The sequence below is a fragment of the Actinopolyspora lacussalsi genome (genome assembly GCA_030803735.1).
GTDB lineage: Bacteria > Actinomycetota > Actinomycetes > Mycobacteriales > Pseudonocardiaceae > Actinopolyspora > Actinopolyspora lacussalsi.
The window spans coordinates 877,501-898,265 of sequence record JAURUC010000001.1; the positions used below are offsets into that span (position 1 = coordinate 877,501).

16 protein-coding genes, 2 rRNA genes and 1 pseudogene (1 of these 19 running past the window's edge) are annotated in these 20,765 nt (G+C 66.4%); 17 read left to right on the top strand and 2 right to left on the bottom strand.

The window, feature by feature from the left end:
• The 17 genes and pseudogenes from J2S53_RS03820 to J2S53_RS03900 form a co-directional block, all read left to right on the top strand.
• Positions 1–2,038: ribosomal RNA gene (locus tag J2S53_RS03820) — 23S ribosomal RNA — on the top strand; it begins 1,070 nt to the left of the window's first position.
• A gap of 138 nt (positions 2,039–2,176) precedes the next feature.
• Positions 2,177–2,294: ribosomal RNA gene (gene rrf, locus J2S53_RS03825) — 5S ribosomal RNA — on the top strand.
• Positions 2,295–3,024: 730 nt separating this feature from the next.
• Positions 3,025–3,807, top strand: a complete 783-nt coding sequence (locus tag J2S53_RS03830) for a tetratricopeptide repeat protein (RefSeq protein WP_456239779.1) — start codon at positions 3,025–3,027, stop codon at positions 3,805–3,807.
• 38 nt (positions 3,808–3,845) lie between these two features.
• A complete protein-coding gene (locus J2S53_RS03835; RefSeq protein ID WP_456239780.1) occupies positions 3,846–4,925 on the top strand; it encodes an HAD-IIA family hydrolase in 1,080 nt (359 codons plus the stop codon).
• Between the two features lie 202 nt (positions 4,926–5,127).
• Positions 5,128–5,385, top strand: a complete 258-nt coding sequence (locus J2S53_RS03840) for a hypothetical protein (RefSeq protein ID WP_245755435.1) — start codon at positions 5,128–5,130, stop codon at positions 5,383–5,385.
• A 4-nt stretch (positions 5,386–5,389) separates the two neighbouring features.
• The gene (locus J2S53_RS03845) at positions 5,390–6,271 is read left to right on the top strand and encodes a TlyA family RNA methyltransferase (RefSeq protein WP_456239781.1); all 882 of its coding nucleotides are present in this window, start codon (positions 5,390–5,392) and stop codon (positions 6,269–6,271) included.
• Positions 6,268–7,161: an NAD kinase gene (locus J2S53_RS03850; RefSeq protein WP_092981118.1), complete on the top strand. Its 894-nt coding sequence runs from the start codon at positions 6,268–6,270 to the stop codon at positions 7,159–7,161. Before J2S53_RS03845 ends, J2S53_RS03850 begins: the two co-directional genes overlap by 4 nt.
• 175 nt (positions 7,162–7,336) lie before the next feature.
• Positions 7,337–9,091 carry a DNA repair protein RecN gene (gene recN, locus J2S53_RS03855; RefSeq protein WP_456239782.1) on the top strand — a complete coding sequence of 585 codons (1,755 nt, stop codon included), beginning with the start codon at positions 7,337–7,339 and terminating at the stop codon, positions 9,089–9,091.
• A 171-nt stretch (positions 9,092–9,262) separates the two neighbouring features.
• The gene (gene steA, locus J2S53_RS03860) at positions 9,263–10,462 is read left to right on the top strand and encodes a putative cytokinetic ring protein SteA (protein WP_456239783.1); all 1,200 of its coding nucleotides are present in this window, start codon (positions 9,263–9,265) and stop codon (positions 10,460–10,462) included.
• Positions 10,441–11,245: pseudogene (locus J2S53_RS03865) on the top strand (copper transporter). Before steA ends, J2S53_RS03865 begins: the two are co-directional and overlap by 22 nt.
• A gap of 560 nt (positions 11,246–11,805) precedes the next feature.
• On the top strand, positions 11,806–13,509 hold the full coding sequence (locus J2S53_RS03870) for a CTP synthase (protein ID WP_456239784.1): 1,704 nt from the start codon (positions 11,806–11,808) through the stop codon (positions 13,507–13,509).
• Positions 13,510–13,735: 226 nt separating this feature from the next.
• Positions 13,736–14,404 carry an NUDIX domain-containing protein gene (locus tag J2S53_RS03875; RefSeq protein ID WP_456239785.1) on the top strand — a complete coding sequence of 223 codons (669 nt, stop codon included), beginning with the start codon at positions 13,736–13,738 and terminating at the stop codon, positions 14,402–14,404.
• Between the two features lie 72 nt (positions 14,405–14,476).
• On the top strand, positions 14,477–15,421 hold the full coding sequence (locus J2S53_RS03880; RefSeq protein ID WP_456239786.1) for a site-specific tyrosine recombinase XerD: 945 nt from the start codon (positions 14,477–14,479) through the stop codon (positions 15,419–15,421).
• A gap of 164 nt (positions 15,422–15,585) precedes the next feature.
• Positions 15,586–16,533, top strand: coding sequence for a ParA family protein (locus J2S53_RS03885; protein WP_456239787.1), 948 nt, complete (start codon positions 15,586–15,588; stop codon positions 16,531–16,533).
• Between the two features lie 74 nt (positions 16,534–16,607).
• Positions 16,608–17,441 (top strand): segregation/condensation protein A, encoded by an 834-nt coding sequence (locus tag J2S53_RS03890; protein WP_092981168.1) that lies wholly within the window; start codon positions 16,608–16,610, stop codon positions 17,439–17,441.
• Positions 17,438–18,091: an SMC-Scp complex subunit ScpB gene (gene scpB, locus J2S53_RS03895; RefSeq protein ID WP_456239788.1), complete on the top strand. Its 654-nt coding sequence runs from the start codon at positions 17,438–17,440 to the stop codon at positions 18,089–18,091. The genes J2S53_RS03890 and scpB overlap by 4 nt, the downstream gene beginning before the upstream one ends.
• Positions 18,084–18,857 (top strand): pseudouridine synthase, encoded by a 774-nt coding sequence (locus tag J2S53_RS03900; RefSeq protein ID WP_092926850.1) that lies wholly within the window; start codon positions 18,084–18,086, stop codon positions 18,855–18,857. Before scpB ends, J2S53_RS03900 begins: the two co-directional genes overlap by 8 nt.
• 64 nt (positions 18,858–18,921) lie before the next feature.
• On the opposite strand, the gene J2S53_RS03905 is transcribed toward J2S53_RS03900, so the two are convergent.
• Together J2S53_RS03905 and J2S53_RS03910 are read right to left on the bottom strand one after the other, a co-directional pair.
• Positions 18,922–20,097 carry a cation:proton antiporter gene (locus J2S53_RS03905; RefSeq protein ID WP_456239789.1) on the bottom strand — a complete coding sequence of 392 codons (1,176 nt, stop codon included), beginning with the start codon at positions 20,095–20,097 and terminating at the stop codon, positions 18,922–18,924.
• 104 nt (positions 20,098–20,201) lie between these two features.
• Positions 20,202–20,684: a cation:proton antiporter regulatory subunit gene (locus J2S53_RS03910; RefSeq protein WP_130467133.1), complete on the bottom strand. Its 483-nt coding sequence runs from the start codon at positions 20,682–20,684 to the stop codon at positions 20,202–20,204.
• Positions 20,685–20,765: the final 81 nt, after the last annotated feature.

Sequence of the window (20,765 nt, forward strand, 5' to 3'; positions counted from 1 at the left end):
AACAGCCCAGATCACCGGCTAAGGCCCCGAAGTGTGTGCTGAGTGGAAAAGGATGTGGGATTGCCGAGACAACCAGGAGGTTGGCTTAGAAGCAGCCATCCTTGAAAGAGTGCGTAACAGCTCACTGGTCAAGTGATCCTGCGCCGATAATGTAGCGGGGCTTGTAAGTACACCGCCGAAGCCGTGACACAGCAGCGTTGCTGTTGTGGGTAGGGGAGCGTCCCGCACGCCGGTGAAGCCGCGGTGCAAACCTGTGGTGGAGGGTGTGGGAGTGAGAATGCAGGCATGAGTAGTGCATGGGCAGTGAGAATCTGTCCCGCCGGAAGACCAAGGGTTCCAGGGCCAGGTTGTTCCGCCCTGGGTGAGTCGGATCCTAAGGCGAGGCCGTCAGGCGTAGTCGACAGGACAACGGGTTGATATTCCCGTACCCGCGTGGCACCGCCCCATACCAGCCCCCATTTTTTCTTCGCCAGCCAGTGGTTGCCGGTGTTCGGATTCGTTCCGGCTGGTGGCTGTTGGTGGTGTTGACTGGTGGGTGTGCTGGGCAGCGAGGGGGTGACGCAGGAGGGTAGCCCATCCCGGGCGATGGTTGTCCCGGGGTAACGGTGTAGCACGGCCGCCCAGGCAAATCCGGGTGGCCAGTGGTGTGAGACCGGATGCCGAGCCGGTGTGGCGAAGTGGGTGATCCCCGGCTGCCGAGAAAAGCCTCTAGCGAGGGGCCGCGTGGTCCGTACCCGAAACCGACACAGGTGGTCTGGTAGAGCATACCGAGGCGAGCGGGGTAACCGTGGTTAAGGAATTCGGCAAATTGTCCCCGTAACTTCGGGAGAAGGGGAGCCGCGCCTGGTGATCCCCCATTGGCGGGGTGAGCTGGGGGTGGCCGCAGAGTCTGGGCCCAAGCGACTGTTTACTAAAAACACAGGTCCGTGCGAAGTCGTAAGACGCGGTATACGGACTGACGCCTGCCCGGTGCCGGAACGTTAAGGGGAGTGGTGAACCCTTCGGGGTGAGGCTGCGAACCGAAGCGCCGGTAAACGGCGGTGGTAACTATAACCATCCTAAGGTAGCGAAATTCCTTGTCGGGTAAGTTCCGACCTGCACGAATGGCGTAACGACTTGGGCGCTGTCTCGACCACGGGCCCGACGAAATTGCAGGACGAGTTAAGATGCTCGTTTCGCGCGGCAGGACGGAAAGACCCCGGGACCTTTACTACAGCTTGGTATGGGCGTCTGGTTCGGCTTGTGTAGGATAGGTGGGAAACGGTGAACCACGCACGCCAGTGTGTGGGGAGTTGCTGGTGAAATACCACTCTGGTCGTTCCGGGCGTCTAACCTCGGTCCGTGACCCGGATCAGGGACAGTGCCTGGTGGGTAGTTTAACTGGGGCGGTTGCCTCCTAAAAGGTAACGGAGGCGCCCAATGGTTCCCTCAGCCTGGACGGAAACCAGGTGGCGCGTGTAAGTGCACAAGGGAGCTTGACTGTGAGACCGACGGGTCGAGCAGGTGCGAAAGCAGGGACTAGTGATCCGGCACCGGCATGCGGATGCGGTGTCGCTCAACGGATAAAAGGTACCCCGGGGATAACAGGCTGATCTTGCCCAAGAGTCCATATCGACGGCATGGTTTGGCACCTCGATGTCGGCTCGTCGCATCCTGGGGCTGGAGTGGGTCCCAAGGGTTGGGCTGTTCGCCCATTAAAGCGGCACGCGAGCTGGGTTTAGAACGTCGTGAGACAGTTCGGTCCCTATCCGCCGCGCGCGTGTGGAGACGTGCGGGGAGCTGTCCCTAGTACGAGAGGACCGGGACGGACGAACCTCTAGTGTGCCAGTTGTCCCGCCAGGGGCACGGCTGGTTGGCCATGTTCGGCACGGATAACCGCTGAAAGCATCTAAGCGGGAAGCCCACCCCAAGATGACGTCTCCCACCCCCCGTAAGGGGGGATAAGGCACCCAGCAGATGACTGGGTTGATAGGCCCGACATGTACGCACAGCGATGTGTTCAGTGGACGGGTACTAACCCGCCGAACGGCGACACCCCCCAACACACCGCCCACACACGCACCAACCCGCAAGCACACGCGATCTCGCCACCACTATACGGCTCCCAACCCAGCCACCACCCCCACCAACTAACTACATACCGGCTGAACCCCAAACGGCCCCCATAGTTCTTTGGGTCGGTGGCCACAGCGGAGGAGACACGCCCGGCATCCATCCCGAACCCGGCAGCTAAGCCCTCCAGCGCCCCAGGTACTGCACCCCCACGGGTGTGGGAGACACGGACACCGCCGACCCAACCCCCCAAAACCGGCCCCACCCACCAGGGTGGGGCCGGACTACTCTCTGCCCCTGGCCAAGCTCCCACCAGCACACCACACATGGCTTCCGCCGAGTCTCGGGGAACGTCGGGTTCCCACCCCCGATGAGTGCGTGGCTCGCCCGTACGGCTGGGCACACTCTTGCGGGGCTAAGCTGGTGGAGTCATGTCTATATGCTTCAGGAGGTCCGGTGTCCAGCTCTGACGACAAGCGTGACGCTCGGCGTCGTGACAACGACACCGGCAACAGACAGGGAAAGGACCGGAAACCGGGGCATCCCCGAGCGGGCGGCTCCGGAGGAGGCCCACGCGGTTCCAAGAACCGAGCCGGAACCGACCACGGAGCGGGTCGCAACGGTGCTGACTCGACAGGGCGCCGTGGAAACGGTGTGAGTCGCCACAACGATTCGCGTGGCGGAGCCAACCGAACCGGCAGCAATGTCGGTAACCGCGATTCGGGGAATCAGTCCAAGCGTAACGCTCCGAGGCGAGCCGATCGGTCCGGTGATGCTACCGATTCGCGGCAGAATCGTCGTTCACACGCCGATCGGAACCAGAACAGGCGTGATACCCGTGCGGATTCTCCGCATGGTAACGCCGAACGAACTCGCGGTGATTCCGGAAAGCGGACACCCTCCGCCGATCCCGGTCGTCCCAGAGCACCCAAGCTGCCCGAGGAGGCCAACGCTTCCCAACTCGATCCCGAGGTGCGGCGCGACTTCCGAGCGCTGCCCAAGATGGTGGCCGAGGACGTGGGAGCGCACGTGGTCGCGGTCGGGATGTTACTGGAACAGGAACCGGAAAAGGCGTTGGAACACGCCCGGTACGCTCGCCGGAAAGCTTCCAGATCGCCCGCTGCGAGAGAAGCCAACGGGTTGGCCGCCTACTACGTGGGAAACTGGAGTGAAGCCCTCTCCGAATTGCGCGCCGCTCGTCGTATGGGAGGTCAGTCCCACCTCGCGATTATCGCCGATTGCGAGCGTGCCCTCGGCAAGCCCCAGCGTGCTCTGGAACTCACCCGGGAGGACGAGGCGACTCGGCTGCCCCAGGACGAAGCGATCGAACTGCGAATCGTGGGAGCGGGGGCACGTCGTGATCTCGGTCAATCCGAAGCCGCTGTCGTGAGCCTGCAGATTCCCGAACTCGATCCGCAGCGTAACGAATCGTGGAGCGCCCGGCTGTTCTACGCCTACGCGGACAATCTGCTGGCGGTGGGACGCACGCGCGAAGCCTTCACCTGGTTCGTACACGCGGCCAACGCCGATGATGACGAAGTCACCGACGCCCCCGAACGACTCGAAGAGCTCGTGACCGAGCTGGGAGGTCCCGAGGAGGCGGAACGGTTGGCCGCCCGTGCCGAAACCGATACCGCCGTCTCCGAAGTTTCGGAGGGGACCGTCGACACGGACCTCGATCACGGCACCGGTGATTCTCGTGCGGACCGGCGGTCCGCGGGTTCCCATGACATCAATCTGGGGGTCTGGGACTGATCCGGAATCGACGTTTCCCGAACGCCGGAGGGAGTAACGTGGAGCGATCGCTCGGTGCCGAGCACGACGCGTTGTTGTTCGATCTGGACGGCACGGTCTATCGCGGGGGCGAGGTCATCAAGGGTGCCGATTCGACTGTTTCCCGTGCCCGTGACTCGGGTATCACGATTCGCTACGTCACTAACAACGCTTCCAAACCCCCCGAGGCGGTCGCCGACAACTTGAACACGCTCGGGGTCCCGGCAGCGGTCTCCGAGATCAGTACCAGTGCTCAGGCGGGAGCGGCCTTACTGGCCGAGCGCTTGCCGCTCGGGGCTCCTGTGCTCGTCGTCGGTACCGTGGCCTTGGCCGAGGAACTCGTCGCTGTCGGACTGTCCCCGGTGCGAACGACGGATGCGGGACCGGTGGCCGTGTTGCAGGGGCATTCCCCCGACACCACGTGGGCCGATCTGGCGGAAGCCTGTTTGGCGATACGCGCCGGTGCTGTTTGGGTCGCTTGCAACCGTGACGCCACGCTTCCCACCGAGCGGGGTGAGCTGCCCGGAAACGGGGCACTGGTGGCGGCGCTGCGGGAGGCGACCGGCGGTTTCCCGTTGGTCGCGGGCAAGCCGGAACGAACACTGCTGGATCGGGCAGCGGCCTCGGCCGCCGCGCGACGACCGATCGTGGTGGGCGACAGGTTGGAAACGGATATTCTCGGCGCGGGCAGGGCCGGCGTTCCCTCGCTGATGGTGTTGAGCGGTGTCAGTACTCCCGCCGAGCTGCTCGCGGCTCCCCCTGAGTGCCGCCCCGCTCATGTGGCGGCCGATGTGACCGCGCTGGAACTTCCGGCCGCGGCTTCCAGGATCTCGGAACAGAGCGCCTGGAAAATCGACACCACCGGGGCCGGGCTGACACTCGCCGCCGTGAACGGCGCGGACAACCGTTCCGAGGAGTCCGGCACGTATCCGTGGAACAGGCTCTCCGCGCTACGAGCCCTGTGTGCGGCGTGGTGGTCGGAGGGCAGCGGCGGGGACGTCGAGGTGCTGTGCGAGGACTCGACAGCCGAGACCGCGCTCCGGGAGCTGGGACTGTATCGCCTCGACGGAGAGCGCTTCGCTACTGCCGTCACCGGTTGAATCGTTCGTCGTGTCCCGCCGAAAGCGGTGGTGGCCGGGGATCCGCTGAGTGTCGGAGCGTTCACGCGAACCGCTGTGGCCGAGCGCACCGAGAAGCAGCGGCCGACGTGATCCGATAACGTGGAAGTGCCGTGGTTCTTTCGGCATCTTTTCGCGCGTGGTGTTCGTGCGGTGTGATTGGTATCACTGTGAGTGGTGTGCAATGAGGCAGGAGGAGATGGAGTCGGCGGGACAACACGGTGACGGAACGGCCGATTCGGTGACTTCCACCGACTCCGTCGTCGACCGGATTCAGGAGGCCGAAGGTGTCGTTGAGCGTTCGTTGGCGGGCCTGCGGGAGCTGGACGGGCTCCCCGTCTCCGAACACGTCGCCAGGTTCGACGCGGTTCACGACGCGTTGACCGACGCCCTCAACCGGGCCGACGAACTGCTGTCCGGACCGAGTAGTAGCGGGAGTTGAAGCGGTGCCCCGGAAAGCGCGACTGGATGCCGAGCTGGTACGTCGTAAGCTCGCTCGTTCACGGGAACACGCCGGTGAGCTGATCGCTGCCGGACGTGTCACGGTGCGCGGCTTCGTGGCCCGCAAGTCCGCGACCACGGTTGAGAACGATGCGTCGATAGTCGTGGCCGACGACGTGGAAGATCCCAACTGGGCTTCCCGTGGTGCTTATAAGCTGCTCGGAGCGTTGGAGTTCTTCGAAAAGGACGGCTTGCGTGTCGAGGGCCGCCGGTGTATGGACGCGGGGGCCTCCACCGGAGGCTTCACCGATGTGCTGCTGCGGCGAGAGGCGGCGGAAGTCGTGGCCGTGGATGTCGGTTACGGCCAGCTGGACTGGAAATTGCGCACCGACGAGCGCGTGCTGGTCCGTGACCGCAAGAACGTGCGGACGCTGACGTCGGCCGATATCGGCCAGGCGGCGGACCTGGTGGTGGCGGACCTGTCGTTCATCTCACTGCGGCTGGTGCTGCCCGCACTGAGCGAGTGCATACATCGGGGATCCGACCTGGTGCTCATGGTCAAGCCGCAGTTCGAGGTCGGCAAGGAGCGCCTCGGCACAGGGGGAGTGGTCCGGGACCCGGCGTTGCGTGCGGAGGCGGTGCTCGGAGTGGTCGCGGCCGCGGCCGAGTACGAGCTGCGACTACAGGCCGTGGTCGCCAGTTCGCTTCCCGGACCGTCCGGCAACGTCGAGTACTTCGTCTGGCTGCACCGTCGCACCGACGAGGCTCCCCGCGATGTGACCACCATGGTCACCGAGGCGGTGACGGTCTCTTCGGCCGATGCCGTCGTGCCCTCCCGAGCTGTGCACACCGAAACCGGGGAGTTCGGAGAGGATGACGCCGGTTGACCCGCGACGTGCTTCTGGTGATACACACCGGTAGGCAGTACAACCTGGGTACCGCGGAGAAGGTCGCGGGCAGACTGATCGGTGCCGGTATGCGGGTGCGCGTGCTGGCGGAGGAGGCGCCCCAGCTCAGTCCGGCCTGTTACAGCCGCGTGGTGGCACCGGGACCGCTCGCCGCGGCGGGGACGGAGTTGGTGCTCGTTCTCGGAGGTGACGGCACCCTGCTGCGCGCCGCGGAACTCGCGAGGATGGCCGGAGTGCCGGTCTTCGGGATCAATCTCGGCCGGGTCGGATTCCTGGCGGGGGCTGACTTCGACGCACTCGACGAGGCGGTCGACGCCGTGGTCGAGGGTCGTTACCACGTGGACGAGCGGATGACCATCGACGTCACCGCCAGGATGGGGAACCAAGTACTGGCCACCACCTGGTCACTCAACGAGGCCAGTGTGGAAAAGAGCAGTCGGGAACGCATCCTCGACGTCGTCGTCGAGGTGGACGGCCATCCGGTCTCCACTTTCGGTTGCGACGGTGTGTTGTGCTCCACTCCGACCGGGTCCACCGCCTACGCCTTCTCGGCTGGTGGACCCGTCGTCTGGCCACAGGTGGAAGCGTTGCTGGTCGTACCCAGCAACGCGCACGCGCTTTTCGCGCGTCCACTGGTTCTGGCGCGTGACTCCACTCTGGCCCTCGAGGTCGACCAGAACGGTCACGACGCCGTGCTTTGCTGCGACGGGCAACGGCACTTCGATCTGCCCGCGGGATCCCGAGTGGAAGTGCTGGCCTCGGACAACCCGCTGCGGCTGGTTCGACTGCACGACACCTCGTTCACCGACCGGCTGGTTCGCAAGTTCGAACTCCCCGTGCACGGCTGGCGGGGGCCGGTATCCGAATAGGATTCATTGCTGTTGCGTGTCGGGGTAGCCCGCCGCTGCGTGTCGCTGAACTCGGTCGCGACCGCCTGTTCTTCCGTTCCACGTGGCGAGGGGCGAATGACATTCGTCCCTGAAACGCGCCGAACCGGATCGCCGGGCCGTCGGCTACGTGAGCGCGCCAGCTAGGGTGCTTGCTGTGTTGGCGGAGATGCACATCCAAGGGCTGGGCGTGATCGACAGTGCCACGCTTGAACTGCATTCGGGGCTGACGGTGGTGACCGGTGAGACGGGTGCGGGCAAAACCATGGTGGTTACCGGCCTGCACCTGCTCAGCGGTGGTCGAGCCGACAGCTCCAGAGTCCGTTCGGGAGCCCAACGAGCCGTGGTGGAGGGTCGCTTCGTCACCACCGCGGAGTCGGGGGCTGCCGAAGTGGCGGGTGAGGCCGGGGCCGAGCCGGACGAGGACGGCAGTCTGATCGCGGTCCGCAGTGTCAGTTCCCAGGGGCGTTCCCGGGCGCATCTCGGTGGTCGCTCGGTGCCGAACACGGTGCTCGCCGAACTCGCGGACCAGGTGCTGGCGGTGCACGGCCAGAACGACCAGCTTCGGTTGTTACGCGCCGATGAGCAGCGTGCCGCGTTGGATCGGTTCGCGGGTGAGGCCGTCGAACAGCCACTCGCGGAGTACCGCAGGCTGCGGCGGGAGTGGCTCGAAGTCGTGCGGGAACTGTCCGAGCGGAGTCAACGTTCCCGCGAACTCGAACGCGAGGCCGATCTGCTGCGTCACGGACTCTCGGAGATCGAGGCAGCGGATCCCGCACCCGGGGAGGACACCGAACTGGTCGACCGCGCCCGCAGGCTGTCCGATATCGATCAGCTGCGTGAACTCGCCACCGGCGCCCACACCGCGATCAGTGGCTCCGACGCGGAGGATCCGGACGGGGCGGGAGCGATGAGTCTGGTGGGACAGGCCCGCCGGTTGCTGGGCTCGTCCGAGGATCCCAAGCTGCGCGAGATCGGGGATAGACTCTCCGAGGCCGCGGCCGTGCTCAGCGATGCCGGCACCGAACTGAGCGGCTATCTCGAGGAGCTCCAGGCGGACCCGGCCGAGCTGGAGCGAGTACTCGCCCGCCAGGCCCAACTCAAACAACTAACCAAGAAATACGCCGAGGACATCGACGGCGTGCTCGAATGGGCCGAACGTGCCCGGGACACGCTGCGCGGCATGGACACCTCCGAGGAGGCGCTGGCGGAGTTGGCGGCACGGCGGGACAGCCTTGCGGCGGAACTCGCCGAGCACGCCCGTGAACTCAGCCGGATCCGAACCGAGGCGGCGGGCAGGCTGGCGGCAGCCGTCACCGAGGAGCTCACCGGACTCGCCATGGCGCAGGCCGAGTTCGAGGTGTCGGTCTCACCCCGGCACGCCACCGCTGGTGGACACGAGACGGTAGTGCTGGACGGGAAGCCGGTGCACGCCGGTCCGGACGGTGTCGACGAAGTGGAGATGCGTCTCCGCGCTCATCGGGGAGCACCGGCACTGCCCATTCAGAAGGGGGCTTCCGGCGGAGAGCTCTCCAGGGTGATGCTGGGGCTCGAAGTGGTACTCGCGGATTCCGACACCGTTCCCACACTGGTGTTCGACGAGGTCGACGCCGGAGTCGGTGGGAGAGCCGCGGTGGAGATCGGTAGACGCCTCGCGCGACTGGGCAGAACCCATCAGGTCGTGGTGGTTACGCATCTGCCGCAGGTGGCCGCCTACGCCGACCGGCACCTCGTGGTCGACAAGGCCACCGAAACCGCCGGCCTCACCCACAGTGACGTTCGTACGGTTTCCGACGAACAACGTGTCACGGAGCTCGCGCGGATGTTGGCGGGGCTCGATTCCACCGAGACCGGACGCGCCCACGCGGAGGAACTCCTCGAGGTGGCCGATCGCTATAAGGCCGACTTCTGACGTGCGAGCCGACTCGGGTGAGTAGACACCTCGTCGTCCCGGCTCCGTCGAACGGTGCGGCCGGGCTTGACATCCCCTGGAAGTGGCGCTTTCAACGGTGCGCCTGCATTGTCGACCACCCTCCCGGCGTGGCGGCGGAACATTCGGTGACTGTTTTGTCACCATCGGTGTATGCGACTCAGTGGCCTGCTCGGAAGTCGGCAGGAGACATTGCCCGGCATCATCGGAACAGCGCGTGTCCAGCGCCGGATCGGCGAACTACCGCATCGGATCTCCCCACGGGACATCGTGGTTCTCGACGAGCCCGATCTCGATCGCCACGTCGCGGAGTCCCTGGTCGCTCACGAGGTGGCCGCGGTCGTCAACGCCGGTCCCGCCATATCGGGCAAGTATCCGAACCTCGGTCCGGAGGTGCTGCTCGCCGCCGGTATCCTGCTGCTCGACAACGCGGGTTCCGAGGCGGTGGAACGTATCCGGGACGGCGCCACGCTGCGGCTGCACAACGGCGAGGTGCACCTCGTCGGTAAACGCGGTGAAGAGGAACTTCTGCTGCACGCAGCGGAACAGGACACCGAGAGCGTCGCCACACGCATGGCCGAGGCGAAGTCGGCGATGTCCGCGCAGTTGGAGGCGTTCTCCGCCAACACCATCGAGTTCCTCCGGAACGAGCGGATGCTCGTGCTGGACGGTATCGGAGTGCCCGAGGTCGGTGTGGCCATGTCCGGGCGTCACGTGTTGGTGGTCGCACCAGGACGTGGGCACGCGGAAGAGCTCAAACGCCTGCGTCGCTACGTGCGGGAATACCATCCGGTGCTGCTCGGCGTCGGCACCGCCGCGGATACGCTGTGCGCGGCCGGGCTGTCCCCCGACGTGATAGTGGGGGACCCGACGGTGCTGGACGTGCGTACGCTCAAGGCGGCCGACGAGGTCGTCATTCCCGCCGACACCGATGGTTACGCCCCGGGGATCGAACGGATCCAGGACCTCGGTATCGGAGCGGTGACCTTCCCCGCCTCGGGAAACGCCGAGGATCTGGCCCTGCTGCTCGCCGACGCCCACGGGGCCGAACTCGTGGCGACGGTGGGCATGCGCGCCACCCTCGACGAATTCCTGGACCGTGCGCGTGCGGGAACCAATCCCTCCACGTTCCTGACCAGACTTCGGCTGGGCGGGAAAATCGTGCACGGTTCGGCCGTGCTCGAGCTGCAGCGTAACCGAGTTTCCACCGTAGCCGTGTTGTTGCTGGTGCTGAGCGTGGTTCTCGCGATGTTCGCCGTGGTGAGCACCTCGGGAATGTTCGGGCCCTATCTGACCGTGCTCGGAGCCTTCGGAGACACCGTCGTCGAGTTCTGCGAAGGGCTGATCACGTGATTTCCGTGCGTTATCGTGCGATCTCCATCGCTCCACGGGCTGTGCGAGGTGCTCTGCGAGAGACGAAGGTGGTGCTGCTGGTCGTTCCCGGGGCCGACAGCGACAGCCCTCGGTCCATGAGCAGGATGATCACGGCGGCCGGAGGTTCGGACCGGAACGCCGTGGCTGACCGAGAGCTTCACGGATCCGGACAGGGCAGCACGGCTGCGTGAACTGGCGACCCGGCTGTTGCCTGCCGGGGCGCGGCTTCCCGTCACCTCCGCTCCGGGAGAGTTGGCCGGCGGACTGATGGACCCGCTGACGCTGCTCGACCCCCGCACCAAGGAACCGAAGGCCGGACGACAGGAGCGCGACGCCGCCCTCGCCGGGCTGCATGCGAACGGCTTCGTGCGGATCTCGCCGGATTTCGCCCCCGCACGGTTGGCCGTGGTGCTCACCGGCGGCGGCGAGTCACGGGACACCACAGGAGTACTACCGCGTCTCGCGGCGAGGCTGGATCGAGGTGGTGCCGGTGCGGTACTGGCCGGGCGGTCCGGTTCCGCGGAGGGCAATGCCGCGGTCGGCATAGCCAGGGCCGACACCTCGATCGCCGCTGCCCTGTCCACGGTCGACAACGCGGAGACCACCGCGGGCCGCGTGGCCACGTCACTCGCGCTGGAAGCAGAACTTCGGGATCGAGTCGGACACTACGGTTCCGGGGCGGGCGCGGAAGGACAGGTTCCGGAGCGGGTCTGCGGCGAAGCCGCACGCGCCGAACATCCCGCCGAGTGCCCCGAGCAGTAGCTGCCGCGTTCCGAGGTGACGGTCACGGCGAGTGCGTAGCGGCGCCGTCTTCCCGGGGTTTTCCCGACTCGGGGTGTGCCGGGCGGCGCGACCGTATGGGCGCCGCCCGGCAGAGGCCCGGCGCGAATGGGGAGGGGCGCCGCGCCGGACCGGTTCAGATGAACTTCGCCCTGGCGAGCATGCCCGAGAATGCCGTGCAGTGGCATACTTCGATCGGCTGATTCGTTGGACACGTTTCGTAGTAGATGTGTCTCGTCCGGCTCCGGACCTAGAGCCGTTTGCCGTGCTCGACGGATGCTCGCGGTGCACCACTCGGCCTCGCGGCCGCCCACCGAGCGTGTCGGTCCGCCGGGACGAACACACCCGCCCGAACAGTCGTCGTCGGCGACGACCGCGTCCGCTCCGGCGGGTGGAGCACCGCGGTCCGCCGTACGTCGGGGTCCGGTGCATCCCCGGGAGCGAGTGCGATATGCTGTAGTCCCGTGGGAGCGACGGTGTCAACGTTCCTGCCAGCACAAACACCAGCATGGTGACGGCATCGACCACGGGGAGCTTCTTTGGTGCCGCAAGCACGCACGATCAAGCATGTATTCGTCACAGGGGGCGTCTCCTCCTCCCTCGGCAAGGGGCTCACGGCCTCCAGCCTGGGGGAACTACTCACATCCCGCGGGTTGCGGGTGACCATGCAAAAGCTCGACCCGTATCTCAACGTTGATCCGGGCACGATGAATCCGTTCCAGCATGGTGAGGTCTTCGTCACGGACGACGGGGCCGAGACGGATCTCGACATCGGGCACTACGAGCGCTTCCTGGACCGGGCGCTGACGCGCAACGCCAACATCACCACCGGTCAAGTTTACTCCTCGGTGATCGCCAAGGAACGCCGTGGCGAGTACCTCGGGGATACGGTGCAGGTGATCCCGCATATCACCGACCAGATCAAGGCGCGGGTCCGTGCGATGGCCGAGCCGGACGAGAACGGTCAGACCCCGGACGTGGTCATCACCGAGATCGGCGGGACGATCGGCGACATCGAGTCGTTGCCCTTCCTGGAGGCGTGCAGACAACTCCGCCACGATCTCGGCAGGGACAACTGCTTTTTCCTGCACGTTTCGTTGGTGCCTTACCTCGCGCCCTCCGGCGAGCTCAAGACCAAACCGACCCAGCACTCGGTCAAGGAGCTGCGCAACATCGGTATCGCTCCGGACGCGTTGGTCTGCCGGGCCGACCGCGAGCTCTCCGGCGAGCTCAAGGACAAGATCGCGCTGATGTGCGACGTGGACTCCGACGGTGTGGTGGCCTGTCCCGACGCCGCCTCCATCTACGACATCCCCCGCGTGTTGCACGGCGAGGGGCTTGACGCCTATCTGGTCCGCAGGCTGGGGCTTCCGTTCCGCGACGTCGACTGGTCGGTGTGGGGCGATCTGCTCGAACGGGTACACAATCCCACCGAGAAAGTCAGGATCGCCCTGGTGGGCAAGTACGTCGACCTGCCCGATGCCTACCTCTCGGTCACCGAGGCGTTGCGCGCGGGCGGATTCGCGAACCGGGCCAAGGTGGAAATATCCTGGGTGGCCTCCGACGACTGCGAGAGCGAGGCCGCTGCCGCGCGTGCCCTGGCCGGTATGGACGGGGTGCTCGTACCCGGTGGATTCGGTGTACGGGGTATCGAGGGCAAACTCGGCGCGATCGAGTACGCGCGCACGAACGGGATCCCGGTGTTGGGGCTCTGTCTGGGGCTGCAGTGCATGGTGATCGAGGTGGCGCGCAACCTCGCCGGGCTGCAGCGCGCGAACTCGACCGAGTTCGCCGCTCCCTGCCAGCATCCGGTGATCAGCACCATGGCCGATCAGCACGACGTGGTGGCGGGGGAGCGCGACATGGGCGGCACCATGCGTCTGGGCACCTATCCGGCCGCGTTGCGGGAGGACTCCCTGGTGGCTCAGGCTTACGGCACCCTGGAGGTCTCCGAACGGCACCGTCATCGTTACGAGGTCAACAACGCCTACCGGGAGCAGTTGTCCAAGGCGGGACTGGTGTTCTCGGGAACCTCGCCGGACGACCGGTTGGTCGAGTTCCTCGAACTGCCCCGTGAGGAGCACCCGTTCTTCGTGGGGACCCAGGCTCATCCGGAGATGACGAGCCGTCCCACCCGGCCGCATCCATTGTTCAGCTCGTTCGTCCGCGCGGCACTGGACTACCGTGCCGCGGAACGGTTGCCGGTCGAGTTGCCCGGTACCGTGCAGGCACCGGCGAGCGTCTGAACGGTCGGACCGAGACACGCGATTCGCTAACCGGCTGCGGACCGGGACACGCTCGCTTCGTTCGTGCGCGGTCCCGGCCCGGCCTTCCTCGGCCCGGGGCGCCAAAGCTTCTCGTGGTGCGCTTTCCGGACGAGCCCGTCGTCGAGTCCGGCTTTCGGGACCGGACTCCGGACCGGTAAACAGGATCACCGAGTGAGAACACCGAGACACTCCAGGAGCGCTCCGCATGTCCGCCGATCCCGAACAGCCCGGCACGCCGATCACCCGTACGAACGGTCGGCACAGCTTCACCACGCTGTCGACCTCCGATGTCTACGTGGGCAATATTCTGGCGCTGCGTGCCGACGAAGTCGCCATGCCGGGTGGTGGACGTTCGCGCCGTGAGGTCGTCGAGCACTCCGGCGCGGTAGCGGTGGTGGCGCTGGACGAGCACGAACGTGTCGTGCTGGTTCACCAGTATCGCTATCCGCTGGATCGCAGACTCTGGGAACTGCCGGCGGGCCTGCTGGACGCTCCCGGTGAGCCCCCGCTGCACACCGCTCGTCGGGAACTCGCGGAGGAGGTCGGACTCGCCGCCGAGGAATGGTCGGTCCTCGTCGATGTGGCCGCCTCACCCGGGTTCACGGACCAGTCCGAGCGGGTCTACCTCGCCCGTGGCCTGTCCGAGGTCGCTCTCCCGGAACCCGTGGCCGACGAGGAGGCGGATCTCGTCGTGCGCCGGTTCGAATTGGATCGCGCCGTCGACATGGTCTTCAGGGGCGAGATCGTCAACGCCCCCGCCGTCTCGGGACTGTTGGCGGCCCAGGCGGTGTCGCGGGGACGCGCCGTGCCCAGAAACCCGGACGCCGAATGGGGGGATCGCCCCGTCCGGTTCCCCGCCCGAACCGAGCGTTGAACACGCTCTACCCGGTTCGGCCCGCACGGCCCCCCGCGCTCGTGTCATGGTGATCCGGGAAGGAGCCCATCGATGCCCGATCTCGACAAACTGCCCGACGAACTGCGCCGAGTGATCAGAGCTTATCTCGATCACCTCGTGGTGGAACGGGGAACCGCTCCCAGCACGCTGGAGTCCTACACTCGGGACCTGCGTCGTTACGGCGCTTACCTGTCCGGGGCGGGAATCGTGGAACCGGGCGGAGTTTCGCCCGATCTGGTGGGTGAGTTTCTCGCCACACTGCGCAGGGGTGAGCACGATGGCGGGGTTCCGCTCGCGCCCGCTTCCGCGGCCAGAACCATCGTGGCGGTGCGGGGGTTGCATCGCTTCGCTCTCCTGGAGGGATTCACGGCGCGGGACCCGGCACGTGAGGTGACTCCGCCCGCCCTGCCGCGACGTCTGCCGAAGGCGTTAAGCGTCGACGAGGTCATGCGGCTGCTGGAAACGGGTACTGTCGAAGGCATGCGCGGATTGCGGGACCGTGCCTTGCTGGAACTGCTCTACTCCAGTGGAGCGCGGATTTCCGAGGCGGTCGGTCTGGACAGCGATGATCTCGACGAACGGGAGCGGACCGTCCTGTTCGACGGGAAGGGCGGGGTGCAACGTCGGGTTCCGGTGGGGCGTCCGGCCCTTGCCGCGATCGAGGCATACCGCGTCCGTTCGCGTCCCGCGCTGGCGAAGCGGGGCAGGGGGGACAGGGCGTTGTTCCTCAATTCCCGCGGCGGCAGACTCTCCCGGCAGAGCGCCTGGAACATCCTGAAAACCACGGCCGAACGTGCCGGTGTGTCCACTTCGGTCTCGCCACACGTGCTTCGGCATTCCTTCGCGACTCATCTACTGGAAGGGGGAGCCGATGTGCGGGTCGTGCAGGAGCTGCTCGGGCACTCGTCGGTCTCGACAACTCAGATGTACACAATGGTCACCATGAATACGTTGCGCGAGGTCTACGCCACCACCCATCCCAGGGCGCGCGACTGAATTCCACGGGTTCACCCGGCTCCCTGCCGGGTGAGCGAGCGGTACCGCGAGGTGTTTCGTCCGGACAACGGCGATGCGCGTTGCCGCTGCGTGCGCGTGCCGCTTAGGCTGCGCATCGAACGACGTTTTCGAATGCCGTCGCACACAAAGGAGTCACCACCGCCATGTCGACGCCGCAGCCCTCCGCCGGTGGGCGGTACCGGGGCGCGGTCGACCTGAGCATCACCCCCGACACTTCGGAACTCGCCAACGGCGACGGAATGGGACCCGATCCCAACGACGCGAACATCGGCCCCACCGGTAGGCCGCGTCGACACGTTCCGGAGCCCGCGGTGTTGGACACGCACGGGCCCGCCTCGGTGCTGGCGATGTGCAACCAGAAGGGCGGCGTCGGTAAGACCACGTCCACGATCAATCTGGGGGCGGCACTCGCCGAGTACGGACGCAAGGTGTTGCTGGTCGATTTCGATCCACAAGGTGCATTGTCGGTAGGTCTCGGCGTGCAACCGCACCAGCTGGAGCAGACCATCTACAACGTCATCATGGAACGCTCCGCCGAACTCCGCGAGGTGATCAGATCCACCAGTGTCTCGGGAATGGATCTGTTGCCGAGCAACATCGATCTCTCGGCGGCCGAGGTCCAACTCGTCGCCGAGGTGGGGCGGGAGCAGGCGCTGGAGCGTGCCCTGCGGCCGGTGCGCGCGGAGTACGACTTCGTGCTGGTCGATTGCCAGCCGTCGTTGGGGCTGCTGACGGTCAACGCGTTGGCGGCGGCCCACGGCGTGATGATTCCGCTGGAGTGCGAGTTCTTCAGCCTGCGCGGAGTGGCATTGCTGATCGACACCATCGAGAAGGTCCGCGACCGGCTGAATCCCGATCTGGAGATCAGCGGAATCCTGGCGACGATGTTCGATCCCCGCACGCTGCATTCGCGAGAGGTGATGTCGCGCGTGGTGGAAGCGTTCGGGGATATAGTGTTCGACAGCGTGATAAACCGTACGGTGCGGTTTCCCGAAACCACCGTGGCGGGAGAACCCATCACTCGGTGGGCGCCGCGTTCCTCCGGCTCGAAGGCCTACCGTTCGCTCGCCCGCGAGGTCATCGCGCGGTGAGCCCTGCCGCGAGCCGCTGTTGCTGATGAGGAAACGTGACTGAGGCACAAGCAGCCACCGACTCGGCGCACGAGATGCCCGAACTGGCCGCCGCTCAGGATTCCCAGAGCGGACGCTTCACAGTACGGCTGGAGAACTTCGAGGGGCCGTTCGACCTGTTGCTGCAGCTGATCTCGCAGCATCAGCTCGACGTCACCGAGGTGGCACTGCATCGCGTCACCGATGACTTCATCGCCTACACGAAGGAGCTCGGGCAGCGCTCCGAGCTGGACGAGATCAGTGAGTTCCTCGTCGTGGCGGCCACGCTGCTGGATCTCAAAGCGGCTCGGCTCGTCCCCGCCGCCGAGGTCGAGGACGAGGAGGACCTCGCCCTGTTGGAGGCCCGCGACCTGCTGTTCGCACGGTTGCTGCAGTACCGGGCCTACAAGCGGGTCGCCGAACTGTTCCGACAGCTCGAAGCCGGGGCACTGGGGCGCTACCCCCGGGCGGTCTCGCTGGAGCAGCGCTATCTCGACCTGATGCCGGAAGTGGTTCTCGGAGTGGATGCCGCCGGCCTGGCGGAGACAGCCGCCGCGGTGTTCCGCCCCAAACCCCCACCGACCGTGTCGCTGGACCACCTCCACCAGCAACGCGTCTCGGTGCGCGAGCACGCGGCGGAGCTGCGGGTGCTGTTGGCCGAGCGGGGCAGCGCACTGTTCGCCGAGCTGACCGAGCGGTGCGGCACGAGTCTCGAGATCGTGGCCCGGTTCCTGGCGCTGCTCGAATTGTTCCGCGAGGCGGTGGTCACGTTCGATCAGCCGGAACCGCTCGGGGAGCTCGCGGTCTCCTGGGTGGGCGGCAGCGCCGAACAGGCTCGCGTGGCCGCCGAGGCCGATCGGGATCGAGACGAGGAAGAGGATTACGGGTGAGTGACGAGAAGCATCCCGATGGTTCCCGTACCGGGGAAGCCGAGGGCGGCGAGGAGACCGAGCGGGCGGTCGGTACAGGGGAAGGGCGGAGTCGTGAGTGGCCCGCCCTCGACTCCGAGCCCGCGCTGGACGCCGCGCTGGAAGCGGTGCTGCTGGTGGTCGATGCCCCTGCCGGTGAGGAGCTGCTGGCCGAGGTCCTCGATCAGCCCGTGGATCGGGTCACCACAGCCCTGAGTCGGCTGGCCGAGGGCTACACCACGGCGGGAAGTGGTATCGAGCTGCGCAGGGTGGCGGATGGCTGGCGGTTCTACACCCGCGATGTGTACGCTCCCGTCGTCGAGCGATACCTCCTCGACGGGCAGCGGGCCAAGCTCACCAAGGCCGCGCTGGAGACGCTCGCCGTCATCGCCTATCGGCAACCGGTGACTCGCTCGAAGGTGGCCGCGGTGCGCGGTGTTAACGTGGACGGGGTCGTACGTACCCTGCTGGCGCGTGGACTGATCCACGAAGCCGGTACCGACCCGGAATCGGGCGGCACTTCCTACTGCACGACCGAGTTGTTCCTGGAACGGCTCGGCCTGTCCTCGTTGCGGGAACTGCCGCCGCTGGCCCCCCTGTTGCCCGAAGTGGATGCGATCGACGATGTCTGAACCGCACGACCCGACGAGCCGGAACAGCCGGGACGCGGAAGGCGTCCGGCTGCAGAAAGTGCTTTCCAAGGCGGGCGTCGCCTCACGCCGCGCCGCTGAGGAGATGATCGTCGAGGGCCGTGTGGAGGTCGACGGTGCTCCGGTCACCACGCTCGGTGCCAGGGTGGATCCGGCCACCTCGGTCATCCACGTGGACGGCAGCAGGGTCGTGGTCGACAACGAAGCCACCCATCTGTTGCTGAACAAGCCCACGGGCATTCTGTGCAGCATGTCCGACGACCAGGGGCGGCCCTGCATCGGTGACTACCTGCCGAAGCGGGAGGGCAAGCTCTTCCACATCGGGCGGCTGGACTTCAACACCGAAGGGTTGCTGCTGATCAGCAACGACGGTGATCTCGCCAATCGACTGATGCATCCCTCCTACCGGGTTCCCAAGACCTATCTCGTCGAGTTGCAGGGGCCCGTTCCCAAGGATCTGGGACGCACCGTCAAGGCCGGTCTGGAACTCGAGGACGGGCTCGCCAGCGTTGATTCCTTCCGCTTCGTCGACACGAACCAGAAGGGGACCCGGGTGTTGGCACAGGTGGTGCTGCACGAGGGACGCAAACGAATCGTCCGCAGACTGTTCAAGGCCGCGGGCTACCCGGTGCAGCGACTGGTCCGGACCGGTGTCGGCGAAGTGCGGCTGACCAATGAACGCCCGGGGGCGATCCGGCCGCTGGACAACAAGGAACTCGGCTCGCTCTACCGCGCGGTCGGCCTGTGACCAGACCGGGGCGCCTGTGACCAGGTCGGTGCGGTGCCCGTTCGGTAGGCGTCGCCCGACCCTCTCATCGCCGCGCCTGCCGTAGCGTCACCAGCCGCTGCGCCACCGGTTCCACCACACGGGCCGCCACCGGGCCGAGGACTGCCATCAGCAGCACATAAGCGGTGGAGAACGCCGCCAGCTCACCGGTGACCGCTCCGGAACCCACTGCCAGGCCCGCGATGACTATGGAGAACTCGCCGCGGGCCACCAGGGCGGCCCCAGCACGGGCCCGCCCCATCCGCCTGATGCCCTGTGAGCCCGCGGCGAACCAGCCGGTGGCGAGTTTCGTGATCGTGGTCAGCAGTGCCAACAACAGCGCGAACGGCAGCACCGGCGGAATCGCGGACGGATCGGTGTTGAGGCCGAACACGACGAAGAACACCGCCGCGAACAGGTCGCGCAGCGGGGCCAGTGTTCGGGTGGCGTTGGCCGCGGTAGACCCGGATATGGCGATGCCCAGCAGGAAGGCGCCCACCGCCGCCGAAACCTGCAGCTGGGCCGCCAAGCCGGCCACGAGCAGCGCCGCCCCGAGCAATCGGAGCAGGAACACCTCGGGATCCGGGCTGTCAACCAACGCCGAGACGTAGCGTCCGTAACGCAGCGCCAGCACCAGCACCAGAGTGATCACCAGGACGGACACACCGACCGCACCGAGACCTCCCAGAAACCCCACCCCGGCGAGCAGGGCGGTCAGGATCGGCAGGTAGATGGCCATGGCCAGGTCCTCGAACACCAGTATCGACAGCACCACCGGTGTCTCACGGTTGCCCAGCCTGCCCAGGTCCCCCAGGACCTTCGCCACGATCCCCGACGAGGAGATGTAGGTGACACCGGCCAGTACGATCGCCGCGATCGGGCCCCATCCCAGCAGCAGTGCCACGGCGGCGCCCGGCGAAGCGTTGAGAACCACGTCGACGAGCCCCGCCAGCCAGGAACGGCGCAACCCCGTGACCAGCTCACTCGCCGAGTACTCCAACCCCAGCAGCAGCAACAGCAGGACGACCCCGATCTCCGAGGCGATCTCGGTGAACGGTTCGATGCCGCCCAGCGGGATCAGCCCGCCCTGCCCGAAGGCCAACCCGCCGAGCAGATACAGCGGGATCGGCGATATACCGATGCGCCAGGCGAGTCGCCCGAGCACCCCCAGACCGAAGAAGACAGCTCCCAGTTCGATCAGCGTGATCGCAGTGTGTTGCACCTGGTTCCTCTCGCCCGCGCGGACGTCGACAGGATCCGTTCAACCTCCGGAATCCGTGGGGCGCCGCCCGAGCATCCCGGCGGGAACGGCCGGTTCGAGTCGAATCAGCCGTGTTCCATGATCTCGCCGGCTGCGCGCAGACCTTCGGCGGTACCGACGACGACCACAAGGTCGCCGCCCGCGAAGACGAAATCCGGGCGAGGGGAGGGCAGCACCGACCCGTCCCTTATCACCGCCACTATCGAAACCGAGGTCCGGGTGCGCATCTCGGTCTCGCCGAGCGGGCGCCCGTCGAACGGCGAGTTGGGCACCAGCGGCAGTTGCCAGGTGGTCACGCCGGTCACTTCGCGCTGTTGCTCGCTGAGCTGCCGCACCAGTTGGGGAGCTCCGAGCAGGTTCGCCAGCGTGCTGGTTTCCTCCCCGGTGAGATCGGTAGCCGCACAGATCTTGTCCGGGTCCCTGGCATCGGAGACGATCAGCTCCATCCGGCCGTCCCGGTAGGTGATCACTCCGATGCGGCGCCCGGATTCGGTCGTGAATTCCTGTTGCGTGCCCAGCCCCGGCAGCGGGGTCACGGTGACGTCCACACGACCGATCTTAAAACGTCTCGCGGCTTCGCAGTAGTCGGCCGATCGGTCGTGCGGGACTCGATTGAGTCACCGCGGTCG